Source organism: Curtobacterium sp. MCLR17_039, from assembly GCF_003234745.1.
GTDB lineage: Bacteria > Actinomycetota > Actinomycetes > Actinomycetales > Microbacteriaceae > Curtobacterium > Curtobacterium flaccumfaciens.
Genome location: NZ_QKTF01000010.1, coordinates 90,365 through 113,363, shown reverse-complemented (window position 1 = coordinate 113,363; position 22,999 = coordinate 90,365). Strand labels below are relative to the sequence as shown.

The 22,999-nt window shown below is 69.4% G+C and carries 20 protein-coding genes; 10 read left to right on the top strand and 10 right to left on the bottom strand.

Annotation, left to right across the window (positions count from 1 at the left end; all coding sequences use genetic code 11):
* The first annotated feature begins 13 nt into the window (after positions 1-13).
* Positions 14-1,567 carry a multiple monosaccharide ABC transporter ATP-binding protein gene (gene mmsA / locus DEJ00_RS13025; RefSeq protein ID WP_111057638.1) on the top strand — a complete coding sequence of 518 codons (1,554 nt, stop codon included), beginning with the start codon at positions 14-16 and terminating at the stop codon, positions 1,565-1,567.
* On the top strand, positions 1,554-2,735 hold the full coding sequence (gene mmsB / locus DEJ00_RS13020) for a multiple monosaccharide ABC transporter permease (protein ID WP_027466160.1): 1,182 nt from the start codon (positions 1,554-1,556) through the stop codon (positions 2,733-2,735). Before mmsA ends, mmsB begins: the two co-directional genes overlap by 14 nt.
* Positions 2,736-2,816: 81 nt before the next feature.
* Here mmsB and DEJ00_RS13015 read toward each other — a convergent pair whose 3' ends face one another.
* Positions 2,817-4,157 carry an alpha-amylase family glycosyl hydrolase gene (locus tag DEJ00_RS13015; protein WP_258373680.1) on the bottom strand — a complete coding sequence of 447 codons (1,341 nt, stop codon included), beginning with the start codon at positions 4,155-4,157 and terminating at the stop codon, positions 2,817-2,819.
* Between the two features lie 81 nt (positions 4,158-4,238).
* On the opposite strand from DEJ00_RS13015, the gene DEJ00_RS13010 reads away from it, so the two are divergent.
* Positions 4,239-4,637 (top strand): DUF3253 domain-containing protein, encoded by a 399-nt coding sequence (locus DEJ00_RS13010; RefSeq protein ID WP_111057637.1) that lies wholly within the window; start codon positions 4,239-4,241, stop codon positions 4,635-4,637.
* A 22-nt stretch (positions 4,638-4,659) separates the two neighbouring features.
* Here the strand turns inward: DEJ00_RS13010 and DEJ00_RS13005 are convergent, their stop codons facing one another.
* Positions 4,660-5,046: a hypothetical protein gene (locus DEJ00_RS13005; protein ID WP_146247968.1), complete on the bottom strand. Its 387-nt coding sequence runs from the start codon at positions 5,044-5,046 to the stop codon at positions 4,660-4,662.
* An 11-nt stretch (positions 5,047-5,057) separates the two neighbouring features.
* Entirely contained in the window at positions 5,058-5,651 is a 594-nt protein-coding gene (locus tag DEJ00_RS13000) for a nucleotidyltransferase domain-containing protein (RefSeq protein ID WP_111057635.1), read from the bottom strand.
* A 122-nt stretch (positions 5,652-5,773) separates the two neighbouring features.
* Here DEJ00_RS13000 and DEJ00_RS12995 point away from each other — a divergent pair, with 122 nt between their 5' ends.
* The gene (locus tag DEJ00_RS12995; RefSeq protein WP_111057634.1) at positions 5,774-6,874 is read left to right on the top strand and encodes an SDR family oxidoreductase; all 1,101 of its coding nucleotides are present in this window, start codon (positions 5,774-5,776) and stop codon (positions 6,872-6,874) included.
* 16 nt (positions 6,875-6,890) lie between these two features.
* Here DEJ00_RS12995 and DEJ00_RS12990 read toward each other — a convergent pair whose 3' ends face one another.
* Positions 6,891-7,964 (bottom strand): spore photoproduct lyase family protein, encoded by a 1,074-nt coding sequence (locus DEJ00_RS12990; protein WP_111057633.1) that lies wholly within the window; start codon positions 7,962-7,964, stop codon positions 6,891-6,893.
* Between the two features lie 44 nt (positions 7,965-8,008).
* Between DEJ00_RS12990 and DEJ00_RS12985 the strand changes: the two genes are divergently transcribed.
* Entirely contained in the window at positions 8,009-8,314 is a 306-nt protein-coding gene (locus DEJ00_RS12985; protein ID WP_111057632.1) for a biopolymer transporter Tol, read from the top strand.
* Positions 8,315-8,425: 111 nt separating this feature from the next.
* Here DEJ00_RS12985 and DEJ00_RS12980 read toward each other — a convergent pair whose 3' ends face one another.
* From DEJ00_RS12980 to DEJ00_RS12965, 4 genes are all read right to left on the bottom strand, one after another.
* A complete protein-coding gene (locus tag DEJ00_RS12980) occupies positions 8,426-10,255 on the bottom strand; it encodes a beta-galactosidase family protein (RefSeq protein ID WP_111057631.1) in 1,830 nt (609 codons plus the stop codon).
* Between the two features lie 121 nt (positions 10,256-10,376).
* Entirely contained in the window at positions 10,377-11,711 is a 1,335-nt protein-coding gene (locus DEJ00_RS12975) for a sugar ABC transporter substrate-binding protein (protein ID WP_173034953.1), read from the bottom strand.
* 97 nt (positions 11,712-11,808) lie between these two features.
* Positions 11,809-12,780, bottom strand: coding sequence for a carbohydrate ABC transporter permease (locus DEJ00_RS12970; protein WP_027466151.1), 972 nt, complete (start codon positions 12,778-12,780; stop codon positions 11,809-11,811).
* Positions 12,777-13,721: a carbohydrate ABC transporter permease gene (locus tag DEJ00_RS12965; protein WP_027466150.1), complete on the bottom strand. Its 945-nt coding sequence runs from the start codon at positions 13,719-13,721 to the stop codon at positions 12,777-12,779. Before DEJ00_RS12965 ends, DEJ00_RS12970 begins: the two co-directional genes overlap by 4 nt.
* Positions 13,722-13,917: 196 nt before the next feature.
* Between DEJ00_RS12965 and DEJ00_RS12960 the strand changes: the two genes are divergently transcribed.
* On the top strand, positions 13,918-14,943 hold the full coding sequence (locus DEJ00_RS12960; RefSeq protein WP_035808788.1) for a LacI family DNA-binding transcriptional regulator: 1,026 nt from the start codon (positions 13,918-13,920) through the stop codon (positions 14,941-14,943).
* A gap of 317 nt (positions 14,944-15,260) precedes the next feature.
* Here DEJ00_RS12960 and DEJ00_RS12955 read toward each other — a convergent pair whose 3' ends face one another.
* Positions 15,261-16,766, bottom strand: a complete 1,506-nt coding sequence (locus DEJ00_RS12955) for an alpha-N-arabinofuranosidase (protein WP_111057630.1) — start codon at positions 16,764-16,766, stop codon at positions 15,261-15,263.
* A 295-nt stretch (positions 16,767-17,061) separates the two neighbouring features.
* Here DEJ00_RS12955 and DEJ00_RS12950 point away from each other — a divergent pair, with 295 nt between their 5' ends.
* From DEJ00_RS12950 to DEJ00_RS12940, 3 genes are all read left to right on the top strand, one after another.
* Positions 17,062-18,417 (top strand): extracellular solute-binding protein, encoded by a 1,356-nt coding sequence (locus tag DEJ00_RS12950; protein ID WP_027466147.1) that lies wholly within the window; start codon positions 17,062-17,064, stop codon positions 18,415-18,417.
* Positions 18,418-18,501: 84 nt separating this feature from the next.
* Positions 18,502-19,473 (top strand): carbohydrate ABC transporter permease, encoded by a 972-nt coding sequence (locus DEJ00_RS12945; RefSeq protein ID WP_027466146.1) that lies wholly within the window; start codon positions 18,502-18,504, stop codon positions 19,471-19,473.
* A 1-nt stretch (position 19,474) separates the two neighbouring features.
* Entirely contained in the window at positions 19,475-20,386 is a 912-nt protein-coding gene (locus DEJ00_RS12940) for a carbohydrate ABC transporter permease (RefSeq protein WP_027466145.1), read from the top strand.
* A gap of 646 nt (positions 20,387-21,032) precedes the next feature.
* Here DEJ00_RS12940 and DEJ00_RS12935 read toward each other — a convergent pair.
* On the bottom strand, positions 21,033-21,863 hold the full coding sequence (locus tag DEJ00_RS12935; RefSeq protein WP_111057629.1) for a siderophore-interacting protein: 831 nt from the start codon (positions 21,861-21,863) through the stop codon (positions 21,033-21,035).
* A 28-nt stretch (positions 21,864-21,891) separates the two neighbouring features.
* Here DEJ00_RS12935 and DEJ00_RS12930 point away from each other — a divergent pair, with 28 nt between their 5' ends.
* On the top strand, positions 21,892-22,995 hold the full coding sequence (locus tag DEJ00_RS12930; protein ID WP_231495694.1) for an iron ABC transporter permease: 1,104 nt from the start codon (positions 21,892-21,894) through the stop codon (positions 22,993-22,995).
* Positions 22,996-22,999 lie beyond the last annotated feature (4 nt).

The window sequence follows — 22,999 nt, the reverse complement described above, 5'->3', positions numbered from 1 at the left end:
GAAAGGCGTCCACATGGCGGACACCATCCTCGAGATGCGGGACATCACCAAGACGTTCCCCGGCGTCAAGGCCCTGCAGGGCGTCTCGATCGAGGTCGAGCGCGGCCAGGTCCACGCGATCTGCGGCGAGAACGGCGCGGGCAAGTCCACGCTCATGAAGGTGCTGTCGGGTGTCTACCCGGCCGGCTCCTTCGACGGCGAGATCCTGCTCGACGGCGAACCCGTGCGGTTCGCGAACATCAACGACTCCGAGGCTGCGGGCGTCGTGATCATCCACCAGGAGCTGGCGCTCAGCCCCTTCCTGTCGATCGCCGAGAACATCTTCCTCGGCAACGAGCAGTCCAAGGGCGGCTTCATCGACTGGAACAAGACGAACCTGACGGCCGCCGAGCTGCTCAAGCGCGTCGGGCTGAAGGACAGCCCCGTCACCAAGGTCGTCGACCTCGGTGTCGGCAAGCAGCAGCTCGTCGAGATCGCGAAGGCGCTCTCGAAGGAGGTGAAGCTCCTCATCCTCGACGAGCCCACCGCCGCGCTGAACGACGACGACTCCGCGCACCTGCTCGAGCTCATCCGCTCGCTGCAGGCCGAGGGCATGACGGCGATCATCATCAGCCACAAGCTCAACGAGATCAAGGCGATCGCGGACAGGGTCACGATCATCCGCGACGGCAAGACCATCGAGACGCTCGACATGCGGGCCGACGACGTGTCCGAGGACCGGATCATCCGCGGGATGGTCGGCCGTGACCTGTCGAACCGGTACCCCGAGCGCGAGAACCCCGTGATCGGCGAGGAACTGCTGCGGATCGAGGACTGGACCGTCCACCACCAGCTCGACTCGTCGCGCGAGATCATCCACCAGGCCAACCTCAACGTCCGCGCCGGCGAGGTCGTCGGCATCGCCGGGCTCATGGGCGCCGGCCGCACGGAACTCGCGATGAGCGTCTTCGGCCAGTCCTACGGCACCGGCATCAGCGGCACCGTCTACAAGCGCGGCACCCCGATCAAGACGCACACCGTCTCGCAGGCCATCGACAACGGCATCGCCTACGTCACCGAGGACCGCAAGCGGTACGGCTTGAACCTGATCGACGACATCAAGCGGAACATCTCCGGGTCGGCACTCGGCAAGCTCGCCAACTGGGGCTTCGTCAACTCGTCGGAGGAGACCACGGTCGCGACCCAGTTCCTCAAGAGCCTCAACATCAAGGCGCCGAACGTCGACGTCGTGACGGGGAAGCTCTCCGGCGGGAACCAGCAGAAGGTCGTCCTGTCGAAGTGGATGTACGCCGACCCCGACGTGCTCATCCTCGACGAGCCCACCCGCGGCATCGACGTCGGCGCGAAGTACGAGATCTACACGATCATCAACCAGCTCGCCGACCAGGGGAAGGCGGTCATCGTGATCTCCTCCGAGCTCCCCGAACTGCTCGGCATCTGCGACCGCATCTACACCCTCTCCGAGGGCACCATCACGGCCGACGTCCCGCGCGCCGAGGCGACGCCCGAGGTCCTCATGCAGTACATGACCCAGGAACGGGAGACCCCTGTCAATGAACGCGCTTAAGTCCGCCGTCGGCTACCTCACCGGGCAGCTCCGACAGATCGGCCTGTTCATCGCGCTGATCGTCATCGTCATCTTCTTCCAGGTGACCACGAACGGCATCACGCTGGCCCCGATCAACGTCTCGAACCTGATCGTCCAGAACAGCTACATCCTCATCCTGGCCATCGGCATGGTCATGGTCATCATCGCCGGACACATCGACCTGTCGGTCGGCTCGGTGGTCGCCTTCACCGGGGCCATGGCCGGCGTGATGATCACGCAGTGGAACATCCCGTGGCCGATCGCGGTCGTGCTCTGCCTGGTGGTCGGTGCGCTCGTCGGCGCCTGGCAGGGCTTCTGGATCGCGTACTTCGGGATCCCGGCGTTCATCGTGACGCTGGCGGGCATGCTCGCGTTCCGCGGCGCGGCGCAGATCGTCCTGCAGAACCAGCAGATCTCGCCGTTCCCCGCCGGCTTCCGCTCGCTCGGCTCCGGCTTCCTGCCGTCCTTCGGCACCACCGGGTACGAGCCGCTCACGATGATCCTCGGCTTCGCCGCCGCGGCCGTCATGGTGATCGCCGCGTTCCGCGGTCGCATCACGCGTCGCAAGTACCAGCTCGAGAGCGAGCCGTTCGCCTGGTTCATCGTGAAGACGGCGTTCGGCGCCGTGCTCGTGATCTACGTGGCACTCCTGCTCGCCAGCTACAACGGCACCCCGATCGTGCTCGTCGTGCTCGGTGCCCTCGTGGTGATCTACTCGGTCGTCATGCGGAGCGCGGTGTTCGGCCGCCACATCTACGCGATCGGTGGCAACGCCCTGGCCGCGCAGCTGTCGGGTGTGAAGACGAAGCGCGTCACGTTCCTGCTCTTCGTCAACATGGGTGTCATCTCGGCCCTGGCGGGCGTGGTCTTCACCGGCCAGCTCAACCTGGCGGCACCGGGCGCCGGCAACGGCTTCGAGCTCGACGCCATCGCCGCCGTCTTCATCGGTGGCGCGGCCGTCACCGGCGGCATCGGCACCGTGCCGGGTGCGATCGTCGGTGGTCTGATCATCGGCCTGCTGAACAACGGCATGTCGATCCTCGGTGTCGGCACCGAGTTCCAGTCCCTGATCAAGGGTCTGGTGCTGCTCGCCGCCGTCGCGTTCGACGTGTTCAACAAGCGCCGGGCGGCGTCCGCGCGCAAGTAGCGGTTTCGCGCGTGCGCGTTCGCGCGTTCGCTTGGTGAGCAGAAATGGTCGGGTCCTCGATGGGGACCCGACCGTTTCTGCTCACGATCGCGACAGGACGGCCCAACCCCCGGCCGGGAGGCGCAGGGTCCCGTCCCCGAGATCGGCCCCGCCCGCCTCGACCTGCGTCGCGTCGGCCACGGGCACCTCGACGGGATCGTCCGACAGGTTCAGGGCGGTCACCACGGCGGCGTCCGCCGTCGCGGTCCGCAGCACCACGGCGGTGTTGGTCAGGTGCACGAGGTCGGTGTGCGCGCGGTGCAGCCACGGGTTCCGGCGACGCAGGGCAATGAGCGCCTCGTACGCGTGGGTCAGGTCCGTCGGCTCCGGCACCTCGGCCGGGAACTCCGGGCGGACCGCGTCGTCGCCGCCCTCGCGTTCCTCCTTCACCCCGGTCCAGCCGTACTCGTCGCCCGCGTAGACCACCGGGGTCCCCGCCACCGTGAACAGCACCGCGGCGGCGTGCCCGGCGAACCGCTCCCCCACCGCGCTCACGATCCGGGTGACGTCGTGGTTGCCGACGAACGTCGTCGGGGCGAAGGTGGCCAGCAGCGCGTCGTGCCGCTCGATCGCGTGCGCGAGCTCGTGGCCGTTGCGGTCCGCGATGCCGTGCCAGATCCCCTGCCACAGCTCGTACTGGGTCAGCGAGTCCATCGTCGAGTCGCGTGCGATCGCCGCCGCGTCGCCGTGGATCACCTCGCCGCTGAACCAGGCGTCCGGGAACCGCTCCCGCACCCGCGGCAGCACCCGTGCCCAGAACGCCGGTGGCACCGCGTACGCCGCGTCGAGCCGCCAGCCGTCCACCCCGCGGTCCAGCCAGTGGGTCATGACCTGCACCACGAGGTCCTCGGTGGCGCGGCTGTCGTGGTCGAGCGCGACGAGGATGTCGTGGCCCTCGAACAGCCCGACGGGCACGGGCTCCCCCGGCTGCCACCCGGACCAGTCGATGGCGAACAGGTCGGCGGTCGGCGCCTCCGGGCCGTGGTCGGACAACGCGCGGAAGGCCGGGTGCTCACGGCCGACGTGGTTGAACACCCCGTCCAGCAGCACCCGCACGCCCCGCTCGTGCGCCGCGGCGACCAGGGCGTCGAAGTCGGCGTCGTCGCCCAGGCGCGGGTCGATGCGGAAGTGGTCGACCGTGTCGTACCCGTGGGTCGAGCTCGCGAACACCGGGCCGAGCAACAGCCCGTTCAGGCCGAGGTCGACGACGTGGTCGAGCCATGCGGTCAGGCGGTCGAGGCGGTGTTCGAGCGGACGCTCCCCCACCGGTGCCGTCGGACGGACCTCGGCGCCGACGAAGCCGAGCGGGTAGACGTGCCACCACATCACGTGCTGGACCCAGGCCGGCTCGGACGGACGGGCGGGGACGGTGTCGGGGTTCACCGCTCCGATGCTGCCAGGCGCACCTGGACCGTGTGCGTGGTCGCTGTGCACTGCCCTGCCGGGCAGGACGAGGATGGGGCCATGGGACGGGCGATCAGGACGGAAGCCGATGCGTCGGCGTCGGAGTCGGCACACGTCGAGCGCACCTGCGCCTCGTGCGGACGACGGATGCCGTCGTCGGCGGCGCCGGAGGCGAAGTGGTGTTCCGGAGCCTGCCGTCGACACGGTCTCGACGACACCGACCGGGCTCTGGAGCAGCGCATCGACGAACTGCTCGCGGCACGGGCGCGGACCTCGAGCATCTGCCCGTCCGAGGTGGCACGCTCGCTGGACCCGGACGACTGGCGACCGCTGATGGAGCCCGCGCGTCGAGCCGCCCGCCGCATGGTCGCGCGCGGCGAGGTCGAGATCACCCAGGGCGGGTCCGTCGTCGACCCGTCGACCGCCAAGGGTCCGATCCGCATCCGCCGTCCGCGGTGATCCCGGGTGCCGTGCGCCCACCTCAGGTGCGCTCGTGGACCGTACGGATGAGCCGTTCGAGCGCGGTCACCAGCGCCCGTGTCTTCTCCTGGGTCACACGCGACGTCGAGTACTGGAAGTTCGTCTTCTCATCGGTCAGGCGCTTGAAGTGCAGGCCGGGTCGGGTGTCCGGTGCGCAGGCCGTGTCGAGCAGCCGTCGAGCGGCGGCGTGGTCGTCGCCGAGATGGTGGTGGCCGAGGATCGCACCGCAGATCGCGTCCGACGCCGCGATCCCGCCGAGCACAGCGTTCGCACCGGCGGCCTTCCAGTCCGCGTGACTCGTCGACTCGACGTAGAGGAGCGCGACCTCGAGGTAGGACTCCGCTTCGTCTCGGCGCATCGCGACTGCGGCCCTGTCGACGGCGCGCACGCGGGAACCCATCAGATGTACGTCCTGATCTCCTCGCCGAAGACTGTTCGGGCTTCTTCTCGCCACGACCCGACGAGCGGGTCTCCCTCGACCACGAACCGACGGAGATCAGCGCGGGTCACGTCGAAGACCTGGCACTCGTTGCCGGTCCACCGCCGGACGAGGTCACCGAGGCGGACGACGACGTCCGTGTCGACGGTCTCCTCGAAGACGACGAGGAGGTCCAGGTCGGACGTCGGCGTCGCGGTGCCTCGGGCAACTGAACCGAAGATCGAGACCGAGAGGACCCCGGCCTGCGCCGACGCGACGTACGCGCCGATCCGACGTTCGAGTTCGTCGCTGGCTTCGAGTCCGAGTTCCACCGCCGGCCAGAGCAGGTGTTCCCGGTTGACCCGGTAAGCAGAGTGCTGCAGACCGCGCTCGACCTGCACGAGCCCTGCCGCCTCGAGCTTGTCGAGCGCTCGTTTGATGCCGGTGTGCTGCGGAGCGCCCGCGACCCGCGCAACCTGTCGTCCGGTCATGCCCGAATCGGTCCGGGCGAGGACGCGGAGCGCGTCGGCCTGTGTGGCTCCCAGCAGCGTGGCGAGTGGTTGTGCGAGTTGCATGTCGATTCCTCCGCGGGGAGTGTACCGCTCAACGGTACAAGTGGTGCGTTCCTGTGTACACAGGACCGGCGCCGGGGCGCGGTGAGGGAACACGTGTCGCCCAACGTGGGTTGCATCGAGGGATGACTGCAACCGGATCGACCGAACCGACCCCTGCCCGCCGCGAAGCCCTGGTCGTCGGAGCCAGTGGCATCACCGGTTCCGCCCTGGTGCGCCACCTGCTCGACCTGGGCTGGGACGTGACGGCGCTCTCCCGCCGACCGCTCGCCGAACAGGGCGTCCGGACCGTCGCGGCCGACCTGCGCGACCCGGAGAGCCTGACGGCCGCACTCGCCGACGAGCACCCGACCCACGTCTTCTTCACCGCATGGCAGCGGCAGGACACCGAGGCGGAGAACATCCGCGTGAACGGCGGCATGGTCCGCGACCTGCTCGCCGCACTGTCGCACGCTCCGCTCGAGCACGTCGCCCTCGTCACCGGCCTGAAGCACTACCTCGGCCCGTTCGAGGCGTACGCCGCCGGCGAGATGCCCGACACCCCCTTCCACGAGGATGAGCCGCGCCTCGACACCCCGAACTTCTACTACGCGCAAGAGGACGAACTCTTCGCGGCCGCCGAGCGCCAGGGGTTCACCTGGTCGGTGCACCGCTCCCACACGGTGATCGGGCACGCCGTGGGCAACGCCATGAACATGGGCCTCACACTCGCCGTGCAGGCCACGCTGGCGAAGGAACTCGACCTGGACTTCGTGTTCCCCGGCAGTGAGGCGCAGTGGAACGGCCTCACCGACATGACCGACGCCGGCATCCTCGCCGAGCACATGGTGTGGGCCTCGACGTCACCCGAGGGTGCGGACGAGCCGTTCAACATCGTGAACGGTGACGTCTTCCGGTGGCGCTGGATGTGGCCGCGCCTGGCCGCGCACCTCGGTGTCGACCCCGCGCGCGTGGTGGGCTACGAGGACGCTCCGCGACCGCTCGAGGAGCAGATGGCGCCGTACGAGTCCGAGTGGGCCGGCATCGCCGAGCGCCACGGTCTCGCCGAGGCGGACATCACCCGGCTCGCCTCGTGGTGGCACACCGACGCCGACCTCGGTCGAGCGATGGAGGTCGTCACCGACATGGGGAAGAGCCGCGACGCCGGGTTCACGGCGTTCCGCCGGACCGAGCAGGCCTTCGCGGACCTGTTCGCCCGGTACCGGGCGGACCGGCTCATCCCCTGATCGGGGAGGTCGCCGATCAGAAGGCGTACCGGATCCGGCACGACGGCAGGTGCTCGGCCACGAGTCCGCGGAAGCGCTCGACGAGCTGCCCCTTCATGCCGGACCGGTAGCGCACGTTCACGGCACCGTTCTGGGACACCTTCTGCTCCTGCAGGTCCGGACGCCACAGCAGGTCTTCGGCCTTGGGATGCCACCCGAGGTTGACCTCGTGCAGGGGCTGGTTGTGGGTCAGGAAGATCACCTCGGCAGCGAGCTGCGCCTTGGCGGCCGGGGACAGCACGTCGTCGACCTGCCGGAGCAGTTCGGCCCAGTCCGACTCCCACGTCGGCGTGAGGATGACCGGCGAGAAGTTCAGGTGGACCTCGTACCCGGCGTCGACGAAGTCGTTCACCGCGGCGATGCGCTCGGCGATCGGGCTCGTGCGGATGTCGGTGACCTTCGCGGTCTCGTGCGGCATCAGTGAGAAGCGGATCCGGGTCCGTCCCATCGGGTCCCAGTCGAGCAGGTCGCGGTTGACGTACTTCGTGGCGAACGAGGCCTTGGCCGTCGGGGTCATCCGGAACAGGTCGCAGAGGTCGCGGACGTTGTCGCTGATCATCGCGTCGACCGAGCAGTCGCTGTTCTCGCCGATGTCGTAGACCCAGGCTTCCGGGTCGCACTGGTTCGGTTCGGTCTTCGGCCCCTGCTTGGCGATGTTCCGAGCCACGTGCTTGCTGATCTGGTCGATGTTCGCGAACACCGTCACGGGGTTGCTGTAGCCCTTGCGACGCGGCACGTAGCAGTAGGCGCACGCCATCGCGCAGCCGTTCGCGGTGGACGGTGCGATGAAGTCCGCGGAGCGACCGTTCGGCCGGGTCACCAGCGACTTCTTCACGCCGAGCACGAGCGCCTCGGTCTTGATCCGCACCCAGCGCTGGACGTTCCGTTCGTCGCCGTGCACCTCGGGGATGTTCCAGTGCGACTCGACCGGGACGATCTCGGCGTCCGGCCAGCGCCCGACGATCTCCTGCCCACGCTGCAGTTCGAGCGCGGCCGGCTCGGCGTAGATGCGTCGGACGTCGAGCATCGGGCGGACGCGTTCGTGGCTCATCGGCTCCTGTCTACCCGGCACCACCGACGGTGCAGACTCGGACCATGACCGCCGAACCCGACGACCACTTCTTCGCCGTGGACGGCCGACGCTGGCGCCGCACCGACCCCGCCCTGCCCGAGGAGCTCGCCGCCGCACTCCGCTCCCACCTGGGGCGCGGGCGCAACGCCGTGAAGACCGCGAAGCGCGCGGGCGACGACGAGGCCCTGGCGGCGGCGCGGCACCGGAACGGCCTGGCCAAGCACGGGCTGGGCGAACGCGGCCCCGAGTGGTGGAGCCGCCCAGAGGCCGACCGGATCGCCGACGCCGAGCACGCCCTCGCCGACCTGGACGCCTTCGACGCCGACTGATCCTTCCCACAACGCCCGCGATGGAAAGCAGAATCGGGCGTACCTGGTCGAAACTTCTCACCAGGTACGCCCGATTCGACCAGGTACGCCCGATTCGACCAGGCCGCGCGACTAGGCCTCGGTGTGACCCAGGTCGGGCTCGACGAGCAGGCACGCGGTACGGGAAGCGGCGGCGTGCAGTTCGAGCACGACGAGCTCGTTGCGACCTTGGCGGAGCACCGGCCCCGGGATCGCCAGGGTCCGCTGCGGACCTCGCGACCAGTACCGACCGAGGCAGAACCCGTTGACCCAGGCGACACCCTTCCGGAACCCGTCGAGCGACAGGTACCGGTCGTCCACGGTGTCGAGGTCGAACGAGCCAGCTGCGAACGTCGGTCCGGCGAGCACCTCACCACCGGTCGGAGCGACCTCGGACAGCGCGGTCACGGCGGCAGGTGCGATGGGGTCGAGGGCGAGCGGCGATGCCGTCCACCGGGCAACCGGGACGCCGTCGATCGAGACGCCGCCGATCAGGCCCTTCGGCTCGCCGATGCGGATGCCGTAGTCGACGCGGCCCTGGTCCTCGACGAGGAGCTCGAGCGTGCCGGCTACCGGCGGCAGGGCGATGGCGCGGTCGTGGTGCTCACGCTCCAGGACCCCGACGACGACACCGTCGGCCGACACGATCGCTCGGTCGCGCACCTCGGTGCCGACGGTCAGCACCCCTCCGGTGGGCAGGTCGACCTCGGCGCGGTAGGCGACGAAGCCGCTCGCGGCCCCGAGGGCGTCGAAGGTCGGCGGCTCGTCGTGCGCGGACCACGTCGTGAGCGTGGGCAGCAGGGAACGGAGCGACGCGACGCGGTCCAGACGGACGGCGAGGTCCGTGGCGGGGGTGATCCGGGCCTCCAGGCCGTCGCCGGACGCGTCCACGGGACCGAGGCGACCCGATCCACCCGGCTCCATCGTCGCGGGCAGCGGCGGGACGGGCGCGTAGCGTGCGATCACCGAGCGGAACGCGTGGAACTTCGACGTCGGCCGACCGGCCTCGTCGAGCGGCGCGTCGTAGTCGTACGACGTCGCGATCGGGCGGTAGACGCCCTTGTCGTTCGCGCCGTTCGTGAAGCCGAAGTTCGTGCCGCCGTGGAACATGTAGATGTTCACCGAGCCGCCGGCCGCGAGCAGGACGTCCAGGTCCTCGGCGCTGGCGGACGCCGGCGTGGTGTGGTGGTGCTCGCCCCAGCTGTCGAACCAGCCGTCCCAGAACTCCGAGCACATCAGGGGCCCGGTGGGCTGGGCCTGCCGCAGGCGCTCGAGCCGGGCGGCGGAGCGTGAGCCGAACGAACCGGTCTTGTGCAGTGAGGGCAGGGAGCCGTCCTCGAGCATCGTGCCCATCGGCTGGTCGACGCTCGTGAAGGGGACGGTCAGCCCGATGTCGCGGTGCATCTGCTCGAGTGCGCGCAGGTACTCGGGGTCGGAGCCGTAGGCGCCGTACTCGTTCTCGACCTGCACCAGGACGATGGGCCCGCCCTGGTCGATCTGCCGCGGGACCAGCACGGGGGCCAGGTGCTGCAGGTACGTCCGGACCGCTGCGAGAAACCCGGGCTCGTTGCGCCGGACGCCCACGGAGCCGTCTGCGAACAACCAGTACGGCAGCCCGCCGTTCGTCCACTCGGCGCAGATGTAGGGGCCGGGGCGGACGATGGCGTGCATGCCCTCGGCTGCGACGAGGTCGAGGAAGCGGCCGAGGTCCAGCCCACCCGACAGGTCGAACACCCCGGGCGACGGCGCGTGTGCGTTCCAGGCGACGTAGGTCTCGATGGTGTTGAGGCCCATCAGCTTCGCCTTGCGGATCCGGTCGGCCCACAGGTCGGGGTGCACGCGGAAGTAGTGGATCGCGCCGGAGAGGACCCGGTGCGGCTCGCCGTCGAGCAGGAAGTCGGTGTCGCCGATGGCGAAGCGCATGGTGTGGTTCTTTCGTTGCCGGCCGGGCCGGGCGTGGAGCGGGGCCGGGCGTGGAGCCGAGCCGGGCGTGGAGCGGGGCCGTGCGGACGTGTCCGCACGGCCCCGCGGGGATGCTGTCGAACTACTTCGACGAGACCGTGAAGCCCTGGTCCTTGCCGTACTTGGCGAGGGCCTTCTGCCAGGCCTCGAGGCCGGCGTCGAGCGAGGTGCCGTTCTCGTACGCCTGACCGACGGTGTCGGCGTAGACGCTGTTCGCGTACACCTGGTACGGCAGGTAGGTGAAGTCGTTGTCCGAGGACTTCGACGCGTCGACGAGCACCTTGTTGATCTGCTGGCCGCCGAAGTACTCCGGCTTCTCGTCGAGGAACGCCGACGAGTCGAGGTCAGCGGTGGTCGACGGGAAGCCGCCGGACTCCATGAAGACCTTCGTGGACTCCTTCGAGGAGTTCAGCCACTTGAGGAAGCCCGCGGCGAGTGCCGGGTTCTTCGACTGCTTCATGACGACCTGGGCGCTGCCGCCGTTGTTCGCGGTCTGGGCGGTGCCACCGTCGTAGGTCGGCATCGGGGCGACGCGCCAGTCACCCGAGGCCTGGGCGACGCCGGACTCCAGGTTGCCGGGCATCCAGGCGCCGGTGATCATCGTGGCGATCTCACCGTTGCCGAGCTGCTTGTACCAGTCGTCGGTCCAGCCGACCGTCTTCGACAGCAGGCCCTGCTCGACGAGCTCGTTCCAGGTGCTCGTCCACTTCTTGGTGCCCTCGTCCTGCAGGTTGATGGTCACCTTGTCACCGTCGGTGGTGAAGGGGGTGCCACCGGCCTGGGCGATCATGCTCGTGGTGAAGCCGGCGTCGCCGGAGTCCGCCGCGATGTAGGCCTTCGGGTCTGCCTCGTGCAGCTTCTTGGCCGCGGTGACGTACTCGTCCCACGTCTTCGGCACGGCGATGCCGTGCTTGTCGAAGACCTTCTTGTTGTAGAACAGCGCCATGGGGCCGGAGTCCTGCGGCAGGCCGTAGACCTTGCCGTCGATCGACACCGAGCTCCAGGTGCTCTTCGCGAAGTCCTTCTCGAGCGAGTCGAAGCCGTAGCTCGACAGGTCGAGCAGCGACTCGGACAGCGCGAACTGCGGCAGGGCGTAGTACTCGACCTGGGCGACGTCGGGGGCGCCCGAGCCGGCCTTGATCGTGTTCTGCAGCTTCGTGTACTGGTCGGCACCGGTGCCGGCGTTGACGAGCTTGACCTTCACCTTGGGGTACTGCTTCTCGAACGCGGCGACCTGGGCCTTCGCCGACGGGGTCCACGACCAGTAGGTCAGGGTGCCACCGTCCTGCAGGGCCTTGTCGATGTCGTCGGCCGATCCGCCGGAGCCGGAGCCGCCGGAGGCGCACGCGGCGAGGGCGATCGCGGCGGTGACGCCGATGGCGAGGGCGCTGAGCCCGCGCCGGAGACGCTTGTTCATGGGAGTGCCTTTCACTTCTTCGTGGAGGGGGTGGTGCTGCTGTGTGCCGGACCGGGCGGCGCGTGGCGGGGTCGCCGTGCGCCTGGTGTCCGAGGGGTCAGGCCTTGACCGACCCGGCCGCGAGGCCGGACTGCCAGAAGCGCTGGAGGAAGAGGAACGCGACCACGATCGGGATGATCGTGAGGAGCGATCCCGTGACGACGAGGTTGTAGATCGGCTGCGCGCCGGACCCGGTGGCCTGCGCGTTCCACTGGTTGAGGCCGACCGTCAGCGGGTACCACTTCGGGTCGCTCAGCATGATGAGCGGCAGGAAGTAGTTGTTCCAGGTGGCGACGACCGCGAACAGCAGGACGGTGACGACACCGGGCGCGAGCAGGCGGAGCGCGATCGTGAAGAAGATCCGGAACTCACCGGCACCGTCCATGCGGGCGGCCTCGAGCAGTTCGGCCGGGATCGCGTCGACCGCGTAGGTCCAGATCAGGTACATGCCGAACGGGCTGATCAGCGAGGGCAGGATGATCGCCCACGGGGTGTTGGTCAGGCCGACCTGCGAGAACAGCAGGAACGTCGGGACCGCCAGGGCCGTGCCGGGGACCGCGATGGCACCGAGGACGACGGCGAAGACCGCGCGGCGACCGGGGAACTGGAACTTCGCCATGCCGTAGCCCGCGACGGTGGCGAGCAGGGTGGCCCCGCCGGCACCGACGACGACGTAGAGCAGCGTGTTGCCGAACCACTGCAGGAAGATGCCGTCGTTGTACGTCAGCGTGTCGACGATGTTCTGCCAGAGGTTGAAGTCCCCGCCGAACCACAGACCGAACGTGGAGAGCAGCGACGCCTGCGTCTTCGTGCTGTTCACGAGCAGGTAGAACAGCGGCGCGAACGAGTACACGACGAAGACGACCATGACCGCGGTGAGCAGGCCGGAACGCTTCGGCTTGCGTCCGCCTTCCGCGGTGCGGAGCTGCCTGGAGGCGCGGATCGAGCGGGTGCGCGGCGCACGTTGCGTCGTGGTCGCCTCGGTCACCGTGGCCGCTGCGGGCCCGGCGGGGTGCTGGATGGTGCTCATCGGTTCTCCTCGCGGGTGCCGCGGACCTGGACGACGTAGGCGATCACCGCGGTGATCACGCCCATCACGATCGCGACCGTGGCGGAGTAGTTGAACTGCTGACCGCTGAAGGACAGCGAGTAGGCGTACATGTTCGGGGTGAAGGCGCTGCCGATGACGTTCGGGGCGAGCGTCTTGAGCAGGTTCGGCTCGTTGAAGAGCTGGAAGCTGCCGATGATCGAGAAGATCGTGGCGATGACCATCGGGCCGCGGAGCGCCGGGAGCTTGATCGAGAAGACCGTGCGCATCGGGCCGGCACCGTCGAGCTCGGCCGCCTCGTACAGCTCACCGGGGACGGTGCGGAGTGCGGCGTAGAAGATCAGCATGTTGTAGCCGAGGAACTCCCACGTGACCACGTTGCCGATCGACGTCAGGACCCAGCTCGGGCTGAACGGCTGCAGCAGGTCGATGCCGAGCGCGTCGTTCGCGGCGCCCGTCAGACCGAACTGGTTGCCGTAGATGAAGCCCCAGATCAGGGCCGCGACGACCCCGGGGACGGCGTAGGGCAGGAACACCGCGATGCGGAAGAAGCTCGTCCCCCACAGTCGGGCGCTGTCGAGGGCCAGGGCGGCGACGAGCGCGAGGCCGAGCATGATCGGCACCTGGACGACCAGGAAGATCGCGACCCGACCGAACCCGGACCAGAACTTGGCGTCCTGGAAGAGCTGCACGTAGTTGGCGAACCAGACGAACTGGTTGCCGCCGATGAGCTGGTCGCGGAACAGGCTGAGCCAGAGCGCGTAGCCGATCGGCACGATGAGCATCAGGACCAGGACGACGACGAACGGGCCGACGAACAGCCATCCGGTGAACCGTCCCCGCGGCTTGGGGCGGCGGCCGGCGGGGCGCTCGGCGGTGGGGCGCGGTGCTGCCTCACCGGGGCGCGCTGCGAGCGTGCTCATGTGACTCCTTCGTCTGCTGCGTTCGGGTGGTCGATGTCGGCGGCTCGGCCCGGGCCGGATCAGGGTGTCCGGGCGGTCACCGATGTTGACGTCAACATCGAACGACGCGACGATAGCATGGCAACGTCAACATGCGCTAGCGTCCGGGGAGGCCGACCGCTCGGCCCCTCGATCCGGAAGGAGCGCCAGCGTGACGATGGAGTCCCCCGCCGGCACCCGCCGCGCCCCCTCGATGGCCGCCGTGGCCGACGCCGCCGGGGTGTCGATGCAGACGGTCTCACGCGTCGCCCGTGGCTTCGACAACGTCAGCCCGGAGACCCGCGACCGCGTCCAGCGCGCGATGGAGTCCCTCGGCTACCGGCCCAACCGTGCCGCCCGCGCCCTGCGCTCCGGCCGCTTCCGCACCATCGGCGTGATCATGTTCACGCTCGCTTCCTTCGGCAACATGCGCACGCTCGAGGCAATCGCCGACGCCGCCGGGGTCGCCGACTTCACGATCACCCTGCTGCCCATGGCCTCGCGCACCGAGGCCGGCGTCCGCTCCGCGTTCTCGCGCCTGCACGAACAGGCCGTCGACGGCGTCGTGATCATCATCGAGTCGCACATCATCGACACCGCCGAGGTCGTGCTGCCCGACGGCGTGCCCATGGTCATCATCGACTCCACGGGCAGCACCGACCACCCCGCGATCGACACCGACCAGGCCGACGGCGCCCGGCAGGCCACGCAGCACCTGCTCGACCTGGGGCACGAGACCGTCTGGCACGTCGCCGGGCCGGAGTCGTCGTACTCGGCAGCCCGTCGTCTCGCCGCGTGGCAGGACACCCTGACGCGCGCAGGTCGGCCGGTCCCCCCGGTGTTCCGCGGCGGCTGGACGACCGAGCACGGCTACGAGGCCGGGCTCGAGATCGCCGCACGACCGGAGATCACCGCGGTGTTCGCCGCGAACGACCAGACCGCCCTCGGGGTCCTGCGCGCCGCACACGAGTCCGGTCGCCCGGTGCCGTCGTCGCTGAGCGTGGTGGGGTTCGACGACTCCCCCGAGTCCGACTCGTTCTGGCCGCCGCTGACCACCGTGCACCAGTCCTTCGACGAGGTCGGCCGCCGAGCGGTCGCGAACCTGCTCGCCCAGATCGACGGCGAGCGGGTCAGCGTCGCGGCCGACCTGGTGCCGGTGCGGCTCGTCGAGCGGGCGAGCACGGCCGCGCCGCCGGCGCGCTGACGGGGCGCGCGTTCGCGCTCCGCGACACTCCACGCGCGCGCGTCCCCGCGAGGTGTCGCCCAGGCCGTGGAGTCACCACGCGCCGGTCGGGAGGCCCGGGGCCAGGCCGCCACGGGCCTCCCGGCCGCCGCGCGGGCCACGTCACGGGCCCAGCGACAGTCCACGCGCCCGTCAGCCCGTGAGGTGTCGCCCACCCCGTGAACTCGCGCCCGGCGCGCGCGCCGCGCACGCGCAACGCGCAGAGGACGTCGGGCGCGAGCGCCCGACGTCCTCTGTGCTCACTCGACGCCCGCCGTGGCGTGCGCCGAGGCGTCTTGTCAGCCGATCGAGACGGCGGTCCAGGAGACCGGCGGGAGCTCGATCGTGACGGTGTCGCCCTCGCGGCGGACCGACTCGTTCGTGCGGAGCCCCACGCGCGAGGTGTTCTCCAGGTCGTTCACGGCGTGCAGGTCGTCGTCCCAGACACCCTCGGCGTGGACGTCACCCGTCGCACCGATGCCGGCCAGGTCGATCGTCACCGTGGTCGGCTCGGACGGGTGGCGGTTGACCAGGAAGACCGCTGCCTTGCCGTCCTCGGACACGGTGGCGGCGGAGTCCACGACCGGGACCTCACCGTGCTTGCCACCGTCGACCGTGTCACCCGAGGCCTTGACCTGCAGTGAGGTGCCCTGCGCCAGGCGCGAGGTGACCGAGAACGGGAAGAACGTCGTCTGGCGCCAGGCCGGGCCACCGGGCTCGGTCATGATCGGGCCGATCACGTTGACGAGCTGGGCGAGTGAAGCCGAGGCGACGCGGTCGGCGTGGCGGAGCAGCGAGATGAGCAGGCCACCCACGACGACGGCGTCGGCGACGGTGTAGACGTCCTCGAGCAGACGCGGGGCGACGGGCCACTCGTCGAGCGTGAAGGTCTTGGCCTTCGCCTCCCACTTCTTGATCGACCAGACGTTCCACTCGTCGAACGAGATGTCGATGCGCTTGTCGGACTTCTTCTGCGCCTGAACGTGGTCGGCGGCCGTGGTGACCGTCTTGATGAAGTGGTCCATGTTGGCGCCCGAGGCGAGGAACGACGGCAGGTCGTCGTCCTCCTCGTAGTAGGCGTGCGCGGAGATGTAGTCGACGTCGTCGTAGGTGTGCTCGAGGACGGTGCGCTCCCACTCGCCGAACGTCGGCATCGACGCCCCCGAGGAACCGCAGGCGACGAGCTCGAGGTCGGGCTGGATCTGCCGCATGGCCTTGGCGGTCATCGCGGCGAGCTTGCCGTAGTCGTCGGCGTTCTTGTGGCCGAGCTGCCACGGGCCGTCCATCTCGTTGCCGAGGCACCACATCTTGATGGCGAAGGGTTCCTGGCGACCGTTCGAACGACGGTATTCGGACAGTGCGGTCCCGGCGTCGATGTTCGCGTACTCGAGGAGCTCGATCGCCTCCTGCGTGCCGCGGGTGCCGAGGTTCACGGCGAGCATGAGCTCCGAGCCGACCTGGTCGAGCCAGTGCTGGAACTCGTGCAGGCCGACCTCGTTCGTCTCCGTCGAGTGCCAGGCCAGGTCGAGGCGGCGGGGGCGCTGCTCGACGGGGCCGACGCCGTCCTCCCACTTGTAGCCGGAGACGAAGTTGCCACCGGGGTAGCGGATGGCGGAGACGCCGAGTTCCTTGACGAGTTCGACGACGTCCTTGCGGAAGCCGTGCTCGTCGGCGGTCTCGTGGGTGGGCTCGTGGATGCCGTCGTAGACGTGGCGGCCGAGGTGCTCGACGAACCCGCCGAACAGGCGACGTCGCACCGGCCCCACGGTGAACGCGGCGTCGAGGACGAGGTGTGTGCGGGGCATGGATCTCCTTCGATCGTGGCAGTGCGGTTCGTGCGGGGAGCGGGTGGGGCCACGGACGGGAACCGAAGCGGGCCGTCACGAAAGTGAGCGCTCACCTGACAGAAACGCTACCGGGTTCCACGCCGTCGCGAAAGGGGTGGCGGATGCCGGGAGCGAGCGCTAATGTGAGCGCTCACGGAGCACCGGAAGGTCGTTCCGTGTCCGGAGCAGCAGTGCTCCGGGTCCGGAGCAGCGATGCTCCGGCGGGAGCACCGACCCTGTTCCCGAGCCCGGCCCATCCCGATGGAGTGATGCCATGCCGATCCCACCCGCAACACCCGCGTCGCGCCTCTCGCGCCGGGGCTTCCTCGCCGCCGGTGCAGCGGCCGCGACGGTCCTGCCGCTCGCCGCCTGCTCGAGCCCCCTCGCCGCCGGCCTCGCCGGCAGCGCACTCAACCCCGAGACCCTCGTCTTCTGGAACCTGTTCGGCGGCGGCGACGGCGTCCGCATGCAGGCCATGGAGGACGGCTACGCGAAGCAGCACGGCGGCTCGAGCGCGCTGCAGGGCACCACGTTCGCGTGGGGCAACCCGTACTACTCGAAGCTGACACTGGCGACCGTCGGGAACAAGCCGCCGGACGTCGCGGTCGCGCACCTGACCCGCGCGAAGCCACTCTGGGACGGTGACCTGCTCGACCCGATCACGTCCGACGACCTGGCGAGCGTCGGCCTGAGCGCCGCCGACTTCAACCAGAAGGCCTGGGCGGCGCAGAAGACCGACGGCAACAACATCGCGGTCCCGCTCGACACCCACCCCTTCGTCCTCTTCTACAACGTCGACGTCTGCAAGAAGGCCGGCCTGATCGACGGCGACGGCAACCTCGTCGACCTCAACGGCATGGACAACTTCGAGAAGGCCCTCGCCGCGGTCGCCAAGGTCACCGGCGGCACGGCGCTCAACGTCGCGAACGTGGTGCCGGAGACGGCCACCCCGTGGCGCTTCTTCTGGACCATGTACAACCAGCTGAAGGACGCCACCCCGTTCATCAGCGACGGCGGATCGAAGCTCACCGTCAACGAGGACGCCTACAACGAGGTCACGAGCCGCACCCAGAAGTGGGTGAAGGAGGGCTGGCTGAACAAGGCCCTCGACTACGCCACCGCGCAGTCGCTCATGTTCGACGGCAAGGCCGGCTTCTTCATGCAGGGCGAGTGGGAGATCAGCACCGCGCAGTCGATCAAGGGCCTGAACTTCGGCATGGCGCCGATCCCGCAGCTCTACGACAAGCCGGCGACCCAGGCGGACTCGCACACGTTCGTCCTGCCGAAGAAGGCCCGCACGCCGGAGCAGCGCAAGCAGCACATGCTCTTCATCAAGCAGATGCTCGAGCAGAGCCTGACGTGGGCCGAGGGCGGGCACGTGCCGGCCTACATCCCGACGTTCGACAGCGCCGCGTACAAGAAGCTCACGCCGCAGTCGAACTACGCGGCCGCAGCCGAGACCGCCGTGTTCGACGACGCCGCCTGGTACGGCGGTTCGGGTTCGACGTTCGAGGGCACGGTGGGCGCCCAGCTCGCCCTCGTGCAGCAGGGCAGCTCGTCCCCCGCGCAGGCCCTCAGCGCCATCAAGTCGCAGCTCGCGACGTACCTCAACACCCCGAGCCCCCTGTGACCCGGCACGCAACCGCCCGGCCGGACCACCCCGGGCAGACGACCCCCGCGATCGCCGTGAACACCGCGCGAAAGGCACGATGACGTGACCACAGCACCTGTCCTCGACCGGCCGACCGACGCGGCCACCGCGCCGCGTCTCCGCCGGAACCGCTCCTACGGCTCCAGCGTGAACCGCGGCCAGGGCCGCAGCGGCTGGCTGTTCCTCGCCCCGTTCGGCCTGTTCTACGTGGCCTTCCTGCTCGGCCCGACGGTCTGGATGATCGTCACGAGCTTCTTCAACACCTCGACCGTCCGCACCGGGCTCGGCAGCTTCGCCGGGTTCGCGAACTACGCCGAGATGCTCGGGCGCAGCGACTTCTGGTCGTCGCTCTGGCACACGCTGCAGTTCACGCTGTACACGACCCCGCCGCTCGTCATCCTGGCGTTCGTCTTCGCCGTGCTGACGAACCGGATGAACCGCGGGCAGTGGTTCTTCCGTCTGGCGTTCTTCCTGCCGTTCATCCTGCCGTCGGCGACGATCTCGCTGATCTGGGTGTTCATCTTCACGCCGAGCACCGGTCTGTGGGCGAGCCTGCAGTCGGCGATCGGCATGACGCCCGGCTCCGGAATGCTGTCGAGCCCGAACACCGCCATGATCGGTGTCGCGATCGCGACCGTGTGGTGGACCCTCGGCTTCAACTTCGTGCTCTACCTGGCCGGTCTGCAGGAGATCCCGCGCGAACTGTACGAAGCAGCCGCCGTCGACGGCGCGTCGAACTGGCAGCAGATCAAGTCGATCACGCTCCCCCTGCTCGGCCGCACGACGACGCTGGTCGTCCTGCTGCAGATCATCGCGAGCCTGAAGATCTTCGACCAGGTCTACCTGATGACGAACGGCGGGCCGGGCATCTCGACCCAGGTCTCGCTGCAGCTCATCACCGGCGTCGGCTTCACCGACAACCGTCTCGGTGCCGCATCGGCCGCGTCGGTCCTCCTGTTCATCGTGATCGTGGCGATCGCGGTCATCCGGCAGCTCGTCGAGCGCGCTGCCGCCAAGCGAGAGATCGGGGCCTGACATGACCGCCACCGAGAGCATCACCACCGGCCGCAAGCTCCGCACCGGCGTCTCGTCCGCCGCTCCCACGAGCGCCGCGAAGATCGGCGTCAGCGGTCGTGGCTTCACGATCGCGTCGGGGATCGTCCTGACGATCTTCGCGATCATCTGGCTCATCCCGAGTGTGTTCGCCCTGAAGACGTCCCTGTCCGACAACGGCGTCGCCGCCCTCGGCGCGAACGCGATCCTGTCGAACTGGAACCCGACGCTGCACTCGTACTCGTCGCTGTTCCAGGCCGGCGACATCTGGAACTGGTACCTCGCCAGCGCCATCACGAGCGTCGTCACGGCGGCACTCACCGTGCTGTTCGCGTCGATGGCGGCGTTCGCCCTGTCGCGGCTCGTGTTCCGCGGCCGCAACATCGCGTTCCTGCTCATCATCCTCGGGATCATGATCCCGACGCAGGTGCTGATCATCCCGATCTTCCAGGAGCTCAACGCGGTCGGCCTGCTCAACACCTACTGGTCGGTGATCTTCCCGCAGGTGCCCGCCGTGATCGCGGTGTTCATCTTCAAGCAGTTCTTCGACGGCATCCCGAAGGAGCTCGAAGAGGCGGCGCGCATCGACGGCGCCGGCATCTGGAAGGTCTACTGGTCGGTCATCCTGCCGCTGTCGCGTCCGGTGATCGCGGCCGTGACGATCCTGACCTTCGTCGGGGTGTGGAACAACCTGCTGCTGCCGCTGTTCGTGCTGTCCAACCCGGACCTCATGACGATCCCGGTCGGGCTCGCAACGGTCCAGGGCAGCTTCGGGCAGCGCTACGCCGACATCCAGGCCGGTGCGATCCTGGCGGCGCTGCCGCTGATCATCCTCTACCTGATCTTCCAGCGGCAGATCGTGGAGGGCGTGACGGGCTCGGGCCTCAAGGGCTGACGCCACCCACCACGGACGGGAGGCCCGGTGCCAGCTGGCACCGGGCCTCCCGTCCGTCCGTTGGTCGCGTCGCGTGCGCGGCGCGGCTGGCGAGAGCGGGCGTACCTGGCGGAATCGGGCGTACCTGGGCAGAAGTTCTGTGGCGGTATGCCCGAAAGCACCAGGTACCGCGCCCGCCAGGGGAAGGACCGGGCGTAGCGGGCGGAACCGGGCGTGCCTGGTCAGAACGGGGCGTACCGGGCCGAACCGGGTGTACCTAGCGCGACCGGGCGTACCTGGTCAGAACGGGCGTACCCGGGCAGAAGTTCTGTGGCGGTATGCCCGAAAGCACCAGACAACGCGCGCGCAAGGGGAAGGACCGGGCGTACCTGATCAGAACGGGCGTACCTGGCGTGCCCGGGCATACGTGGGCAGAACGGGCATACTCGGGCGGAAGTTCTGTAGCAGTACGCCCGAAAGCACCAGGCAACGCGCGCGCAAGGGGAAGGACCGGGCGTACCTGGCAGAACCGGGCAGACCTGGCAGAACCGGGCATGACTGGCGGGACCGGGCGTACCTGGCGGAACCGGGCGTACCTGGGCGGAACGGGCGTACCTGGGCAGAAGTTCTGTGGCGGTACGCCCGGAAGCACCAGGTGCCGCGCGGGTCAGGCGGGGACGGAGACCTTCGTCTCGTGCTTCCAGAACCCGGAGAACGTGATGCGCGACTTCGGCAGACCCGCACGGTGCAGGTGGCGGCGGCCCTCCGTTGCGAGCCGCGACTCCCCCACGACGAACGCGTAGCCCTGGTCGTCGGACGGCACGTGCCGCTGCAGTTCGGCAAGTGCACCACTGCCTGGGACGGTACCCGGCTGCCGGACGATCCAGGTCACCTGCACGCCGGTGGGGGCGTCGAGGTCGCGGATGTCGGCGGCGGACGGGACCTCTTGGATGATGCGGCCGACGGTGTCGCGCGGCAACGAGGCTGCGATGCCGACGACGCCGGGCAGGCCGGTCTCCTCGGCGGCGACGATGACCTCGCTGGTGCCGGCGGGGACATCGAAGATGCAGCCCTGGTCGAGCATCGCGAGCTCCTCGCCCGGACGTGCAGCGCAGGCCCAGATTGCGGCGCGGCCCTCGAGCTCGCCGCGGTGGTCCAGGTGCACGACGAAGTCGATGTCGAGCTCGGCGGTGCCGTCGGCGAGCAGGCGGTACGCGGCGACGGTGTAGTTCGCGCAGTGGGGACGGACGTCCTCGGGGATGCCGAGGAACGTCGGCCACCACTTCTTGCCGTCCAGGTCGGGCATCCGGAAGGCGTCCTGGTCGGGGCGTCGGACGAACAGGCGGAACCAGTGGTCGAAGCCGAGGTAGCCGAACTCGTGCAGGTCGTCCCCGGTGACGGTGACGCGCTGCATCGAGGGGGTCACCCGCTGGGTCCGGAGGACACGGGCGCGGAAGAGCCGGGGGTTCGTCGGCAGGAGCCGCGGGGTCTTCGCCATGAGGCAAGGCTAACCTAAGATGACTTCCGTGCCAGCCCCCAATCCCGTTCTGGCTTCCGGTCCGGAGGCCCCCGAACCCGACGCGTCCCGAGCCCGAGCCGGCGATGCGTCCCGCGCCCTCGGCGTCCACCGGACCGCGATGCGGCGACGGACCGCGGTGATCATCGGACTCGTCGTCGCCCTGGTGCTCGTCGCCGTGGCGAGCATGCTGCTGGGCAGCAACCGCATCGGTGTCGCCGAGGTGTGGGCGGGGCTCACACGCTCCGGGTCGAGCACCGACGAGGCGATCGTGTGGGGCTCCCGCATCCCGCGCACGCTGATCGGTGCTGCGGTCGGTGCGGCTCTCGGCATCGCCGGACTCCTCATGCAGGGACACACCCGCAACCCGCTCGCCGACCCCGGCCTGTTCGGCGTCTCGTCGGGAGCGGGGCTCGCGGTGGTGCTCGGCGTCTACGTGTTCGGGGTGACGAGCACGAGCGCGACCGTCTGGTTCGCCCTGGTCGGGGCCCTGGTCGCCAGCGTCGTCGTCTTCTCGGTGACCATCGCCGGCAGCGGCACGGCCAGTCCGGTTCCGCTCGCCCTCGCCGGGGCCGCGGTGTCGGCACTGCTCGCCGCCCTGACCTCCTTCGTCGTGCTGACCGACCAGGCCTCGCTCGACGCGTACCGGCTCTGGGTCGTCGGATCGCTCGCCGCACGACAGCTCGACATCCTCGGGGCGGTGTGGCCGTTCCTGGCCGCCGGGCTCGTGCTCGCGGTGCTGAACGTCCGCGCCCTCGACGCCCTCGGGCTCGGGTCCGAGCTGGCGAAGGGGCTCGGCGAGAACGTGCTCGTCGCCCGGCTCGTCGGCCTGGGCGGGATCACGCTGCTCGCCGCCGGCGCCACCGCTGCTGCCGGCCCGATCGGCTTCGTCGGCCTGACCGTGCCGCACGTCGCCCGCGCGCTCGTCGGCACAGGACACCGCTGGACCCTGCCGGTCTCCGGTCTGGTCGGCGCCGCCCTCGTGCTGCTCGCCGACGTCATCGGTCGCCTGATCGGCGGGTTCTCCGAGGTCGAGGTCGGCATCGTGCTCGCCGTCATCGGTGGCCCCGTGTTCGTCGCCGTCGCCCGTCGCCGATCGCTGGTGTCACTGTGAGCGG

What these genes read in the sequence shown, in the direction of transcription:
- mmsA (WP_111057638.1), top strand. Translation starts at nt 14, where the DNA reads ATGGCGGACACCATCCTCGAGATGCGGGACATCACCAAGACGTTCCCC.
- mmsB (WP_027466160.1), top strand. Translation starts at nt 1,554, where the DNA reads ATGAACGCGCTTAAGTCCGCCGTCGGCTACCTCACCGGGCAGCTCCGA.
- DEJ00_RS13010 (WP_111057637.1), top strand. Translation starts at nt 4,239, where the DNA reads ATGGGACGGGCGATCAGGACGGAAGCCGATGCGTCGGCGTCGGAGTCG.
- DEJ00_RS13000 (WP_111057635.1), bottom strand. Translation starts at nt 5,651, where the DNA reads ATGCAACTCGCACAACCACTCGCCACGCTGCTGGGAGCCACACAGGCC.
- DEJ00_RS12995 (WP_111057634.1), top strand. Translation starts at nt 5,774, where the DNA reads ATGACTGCAACCGGATCGACCGAACCGACCCCTGCCCGCCGCGAAGCC.
- DEJ00_RS12990 (WP_111057633.1), bottom strand. Translation starts at nt 7,964, where the DNA reads ATGAGCCACGAACGCGTCCGCCCGATGCTCGACGTCCGACGCATCTAC.
- DEJ00_RS12985 (WP_111057632.1), top strand. Translation starts at nt 8,009, where the DNA reads ATGACCGCCGAACCCGACGACCACTTCTTCGCCGTGGACGGCCGACGC.
- DEJ00_RS12980 (WP_111057631.1), bottom strand. Translation starts at nt 10,255, where the DNA reads ATGCGCTTCGCCATCGGCGACACCGACTTCCTGCTCGACGGCGAGCCG.
- DEJ00_RS12975 (WP_173034953.1), bottom strand. Translation starts at nt 11,711, where the DNA reads ATGAACAAGCGTCTCCGGCGCGGGCTCAGCGCCCTCGCCATCGGCGTC.
- DEJ00_RS12970 (WP_027466151.1), bottom strand. Translation starts at nt 12,780, where the DNA reads ATGAGCACCATCCAGCACCCCGCCGGGCCCGCAGCGGCCACGGTGACC.
- DEJ00_RS12965 (WP_027466150.1), bottom strand. Translation starts at nt 13,721, where the DNA reads ATGAGCACGCTCGCAGCGCGCCCCGGTGAGGCAGCACCGCGCCCCACC.
- DEJ00_RS12960 (WP_035808788.1), top strand. Translation starts at nt 13,918, where the DNA reads ATGGAGTCCCCCGCCGGCACCCGCCGCGCCCCCTCGATGGCCGCCGTG.
- DEJ00_RS12955 (WP_111057630.1), bottom strand. Translation starts at nt 16,766, where the DNA reads ATGCCCCGCACACACCTCGTCCTCGACGCCGCGTTCACCGTGGGGCCG.
- DEJ00_RS12950 (WP_027466147.1), top strand. Translation starts at nt 17,062, where the DNA reads ATGCCGATCCCACCCGCAACACCCGCGTCGCGCCTCTCGCGCCGGGGC.
- DEJ00_RS12940 (WP_027466145.1), top strand. Translation starts at nt 19,475, where the DNA reads ATGACCGCCACCGAGAGCATCACCACCGGCCGCAAGCTCCGCACCGGC.
- DEJ00_RS12935 (WP_111057629.1), bottom strand. Translation starts at nt 21,863, where the DNA reads ATGGCGAAGACCCCGCGGCTCCTGCCGACGAACCCCCGGCTCTTCCGC.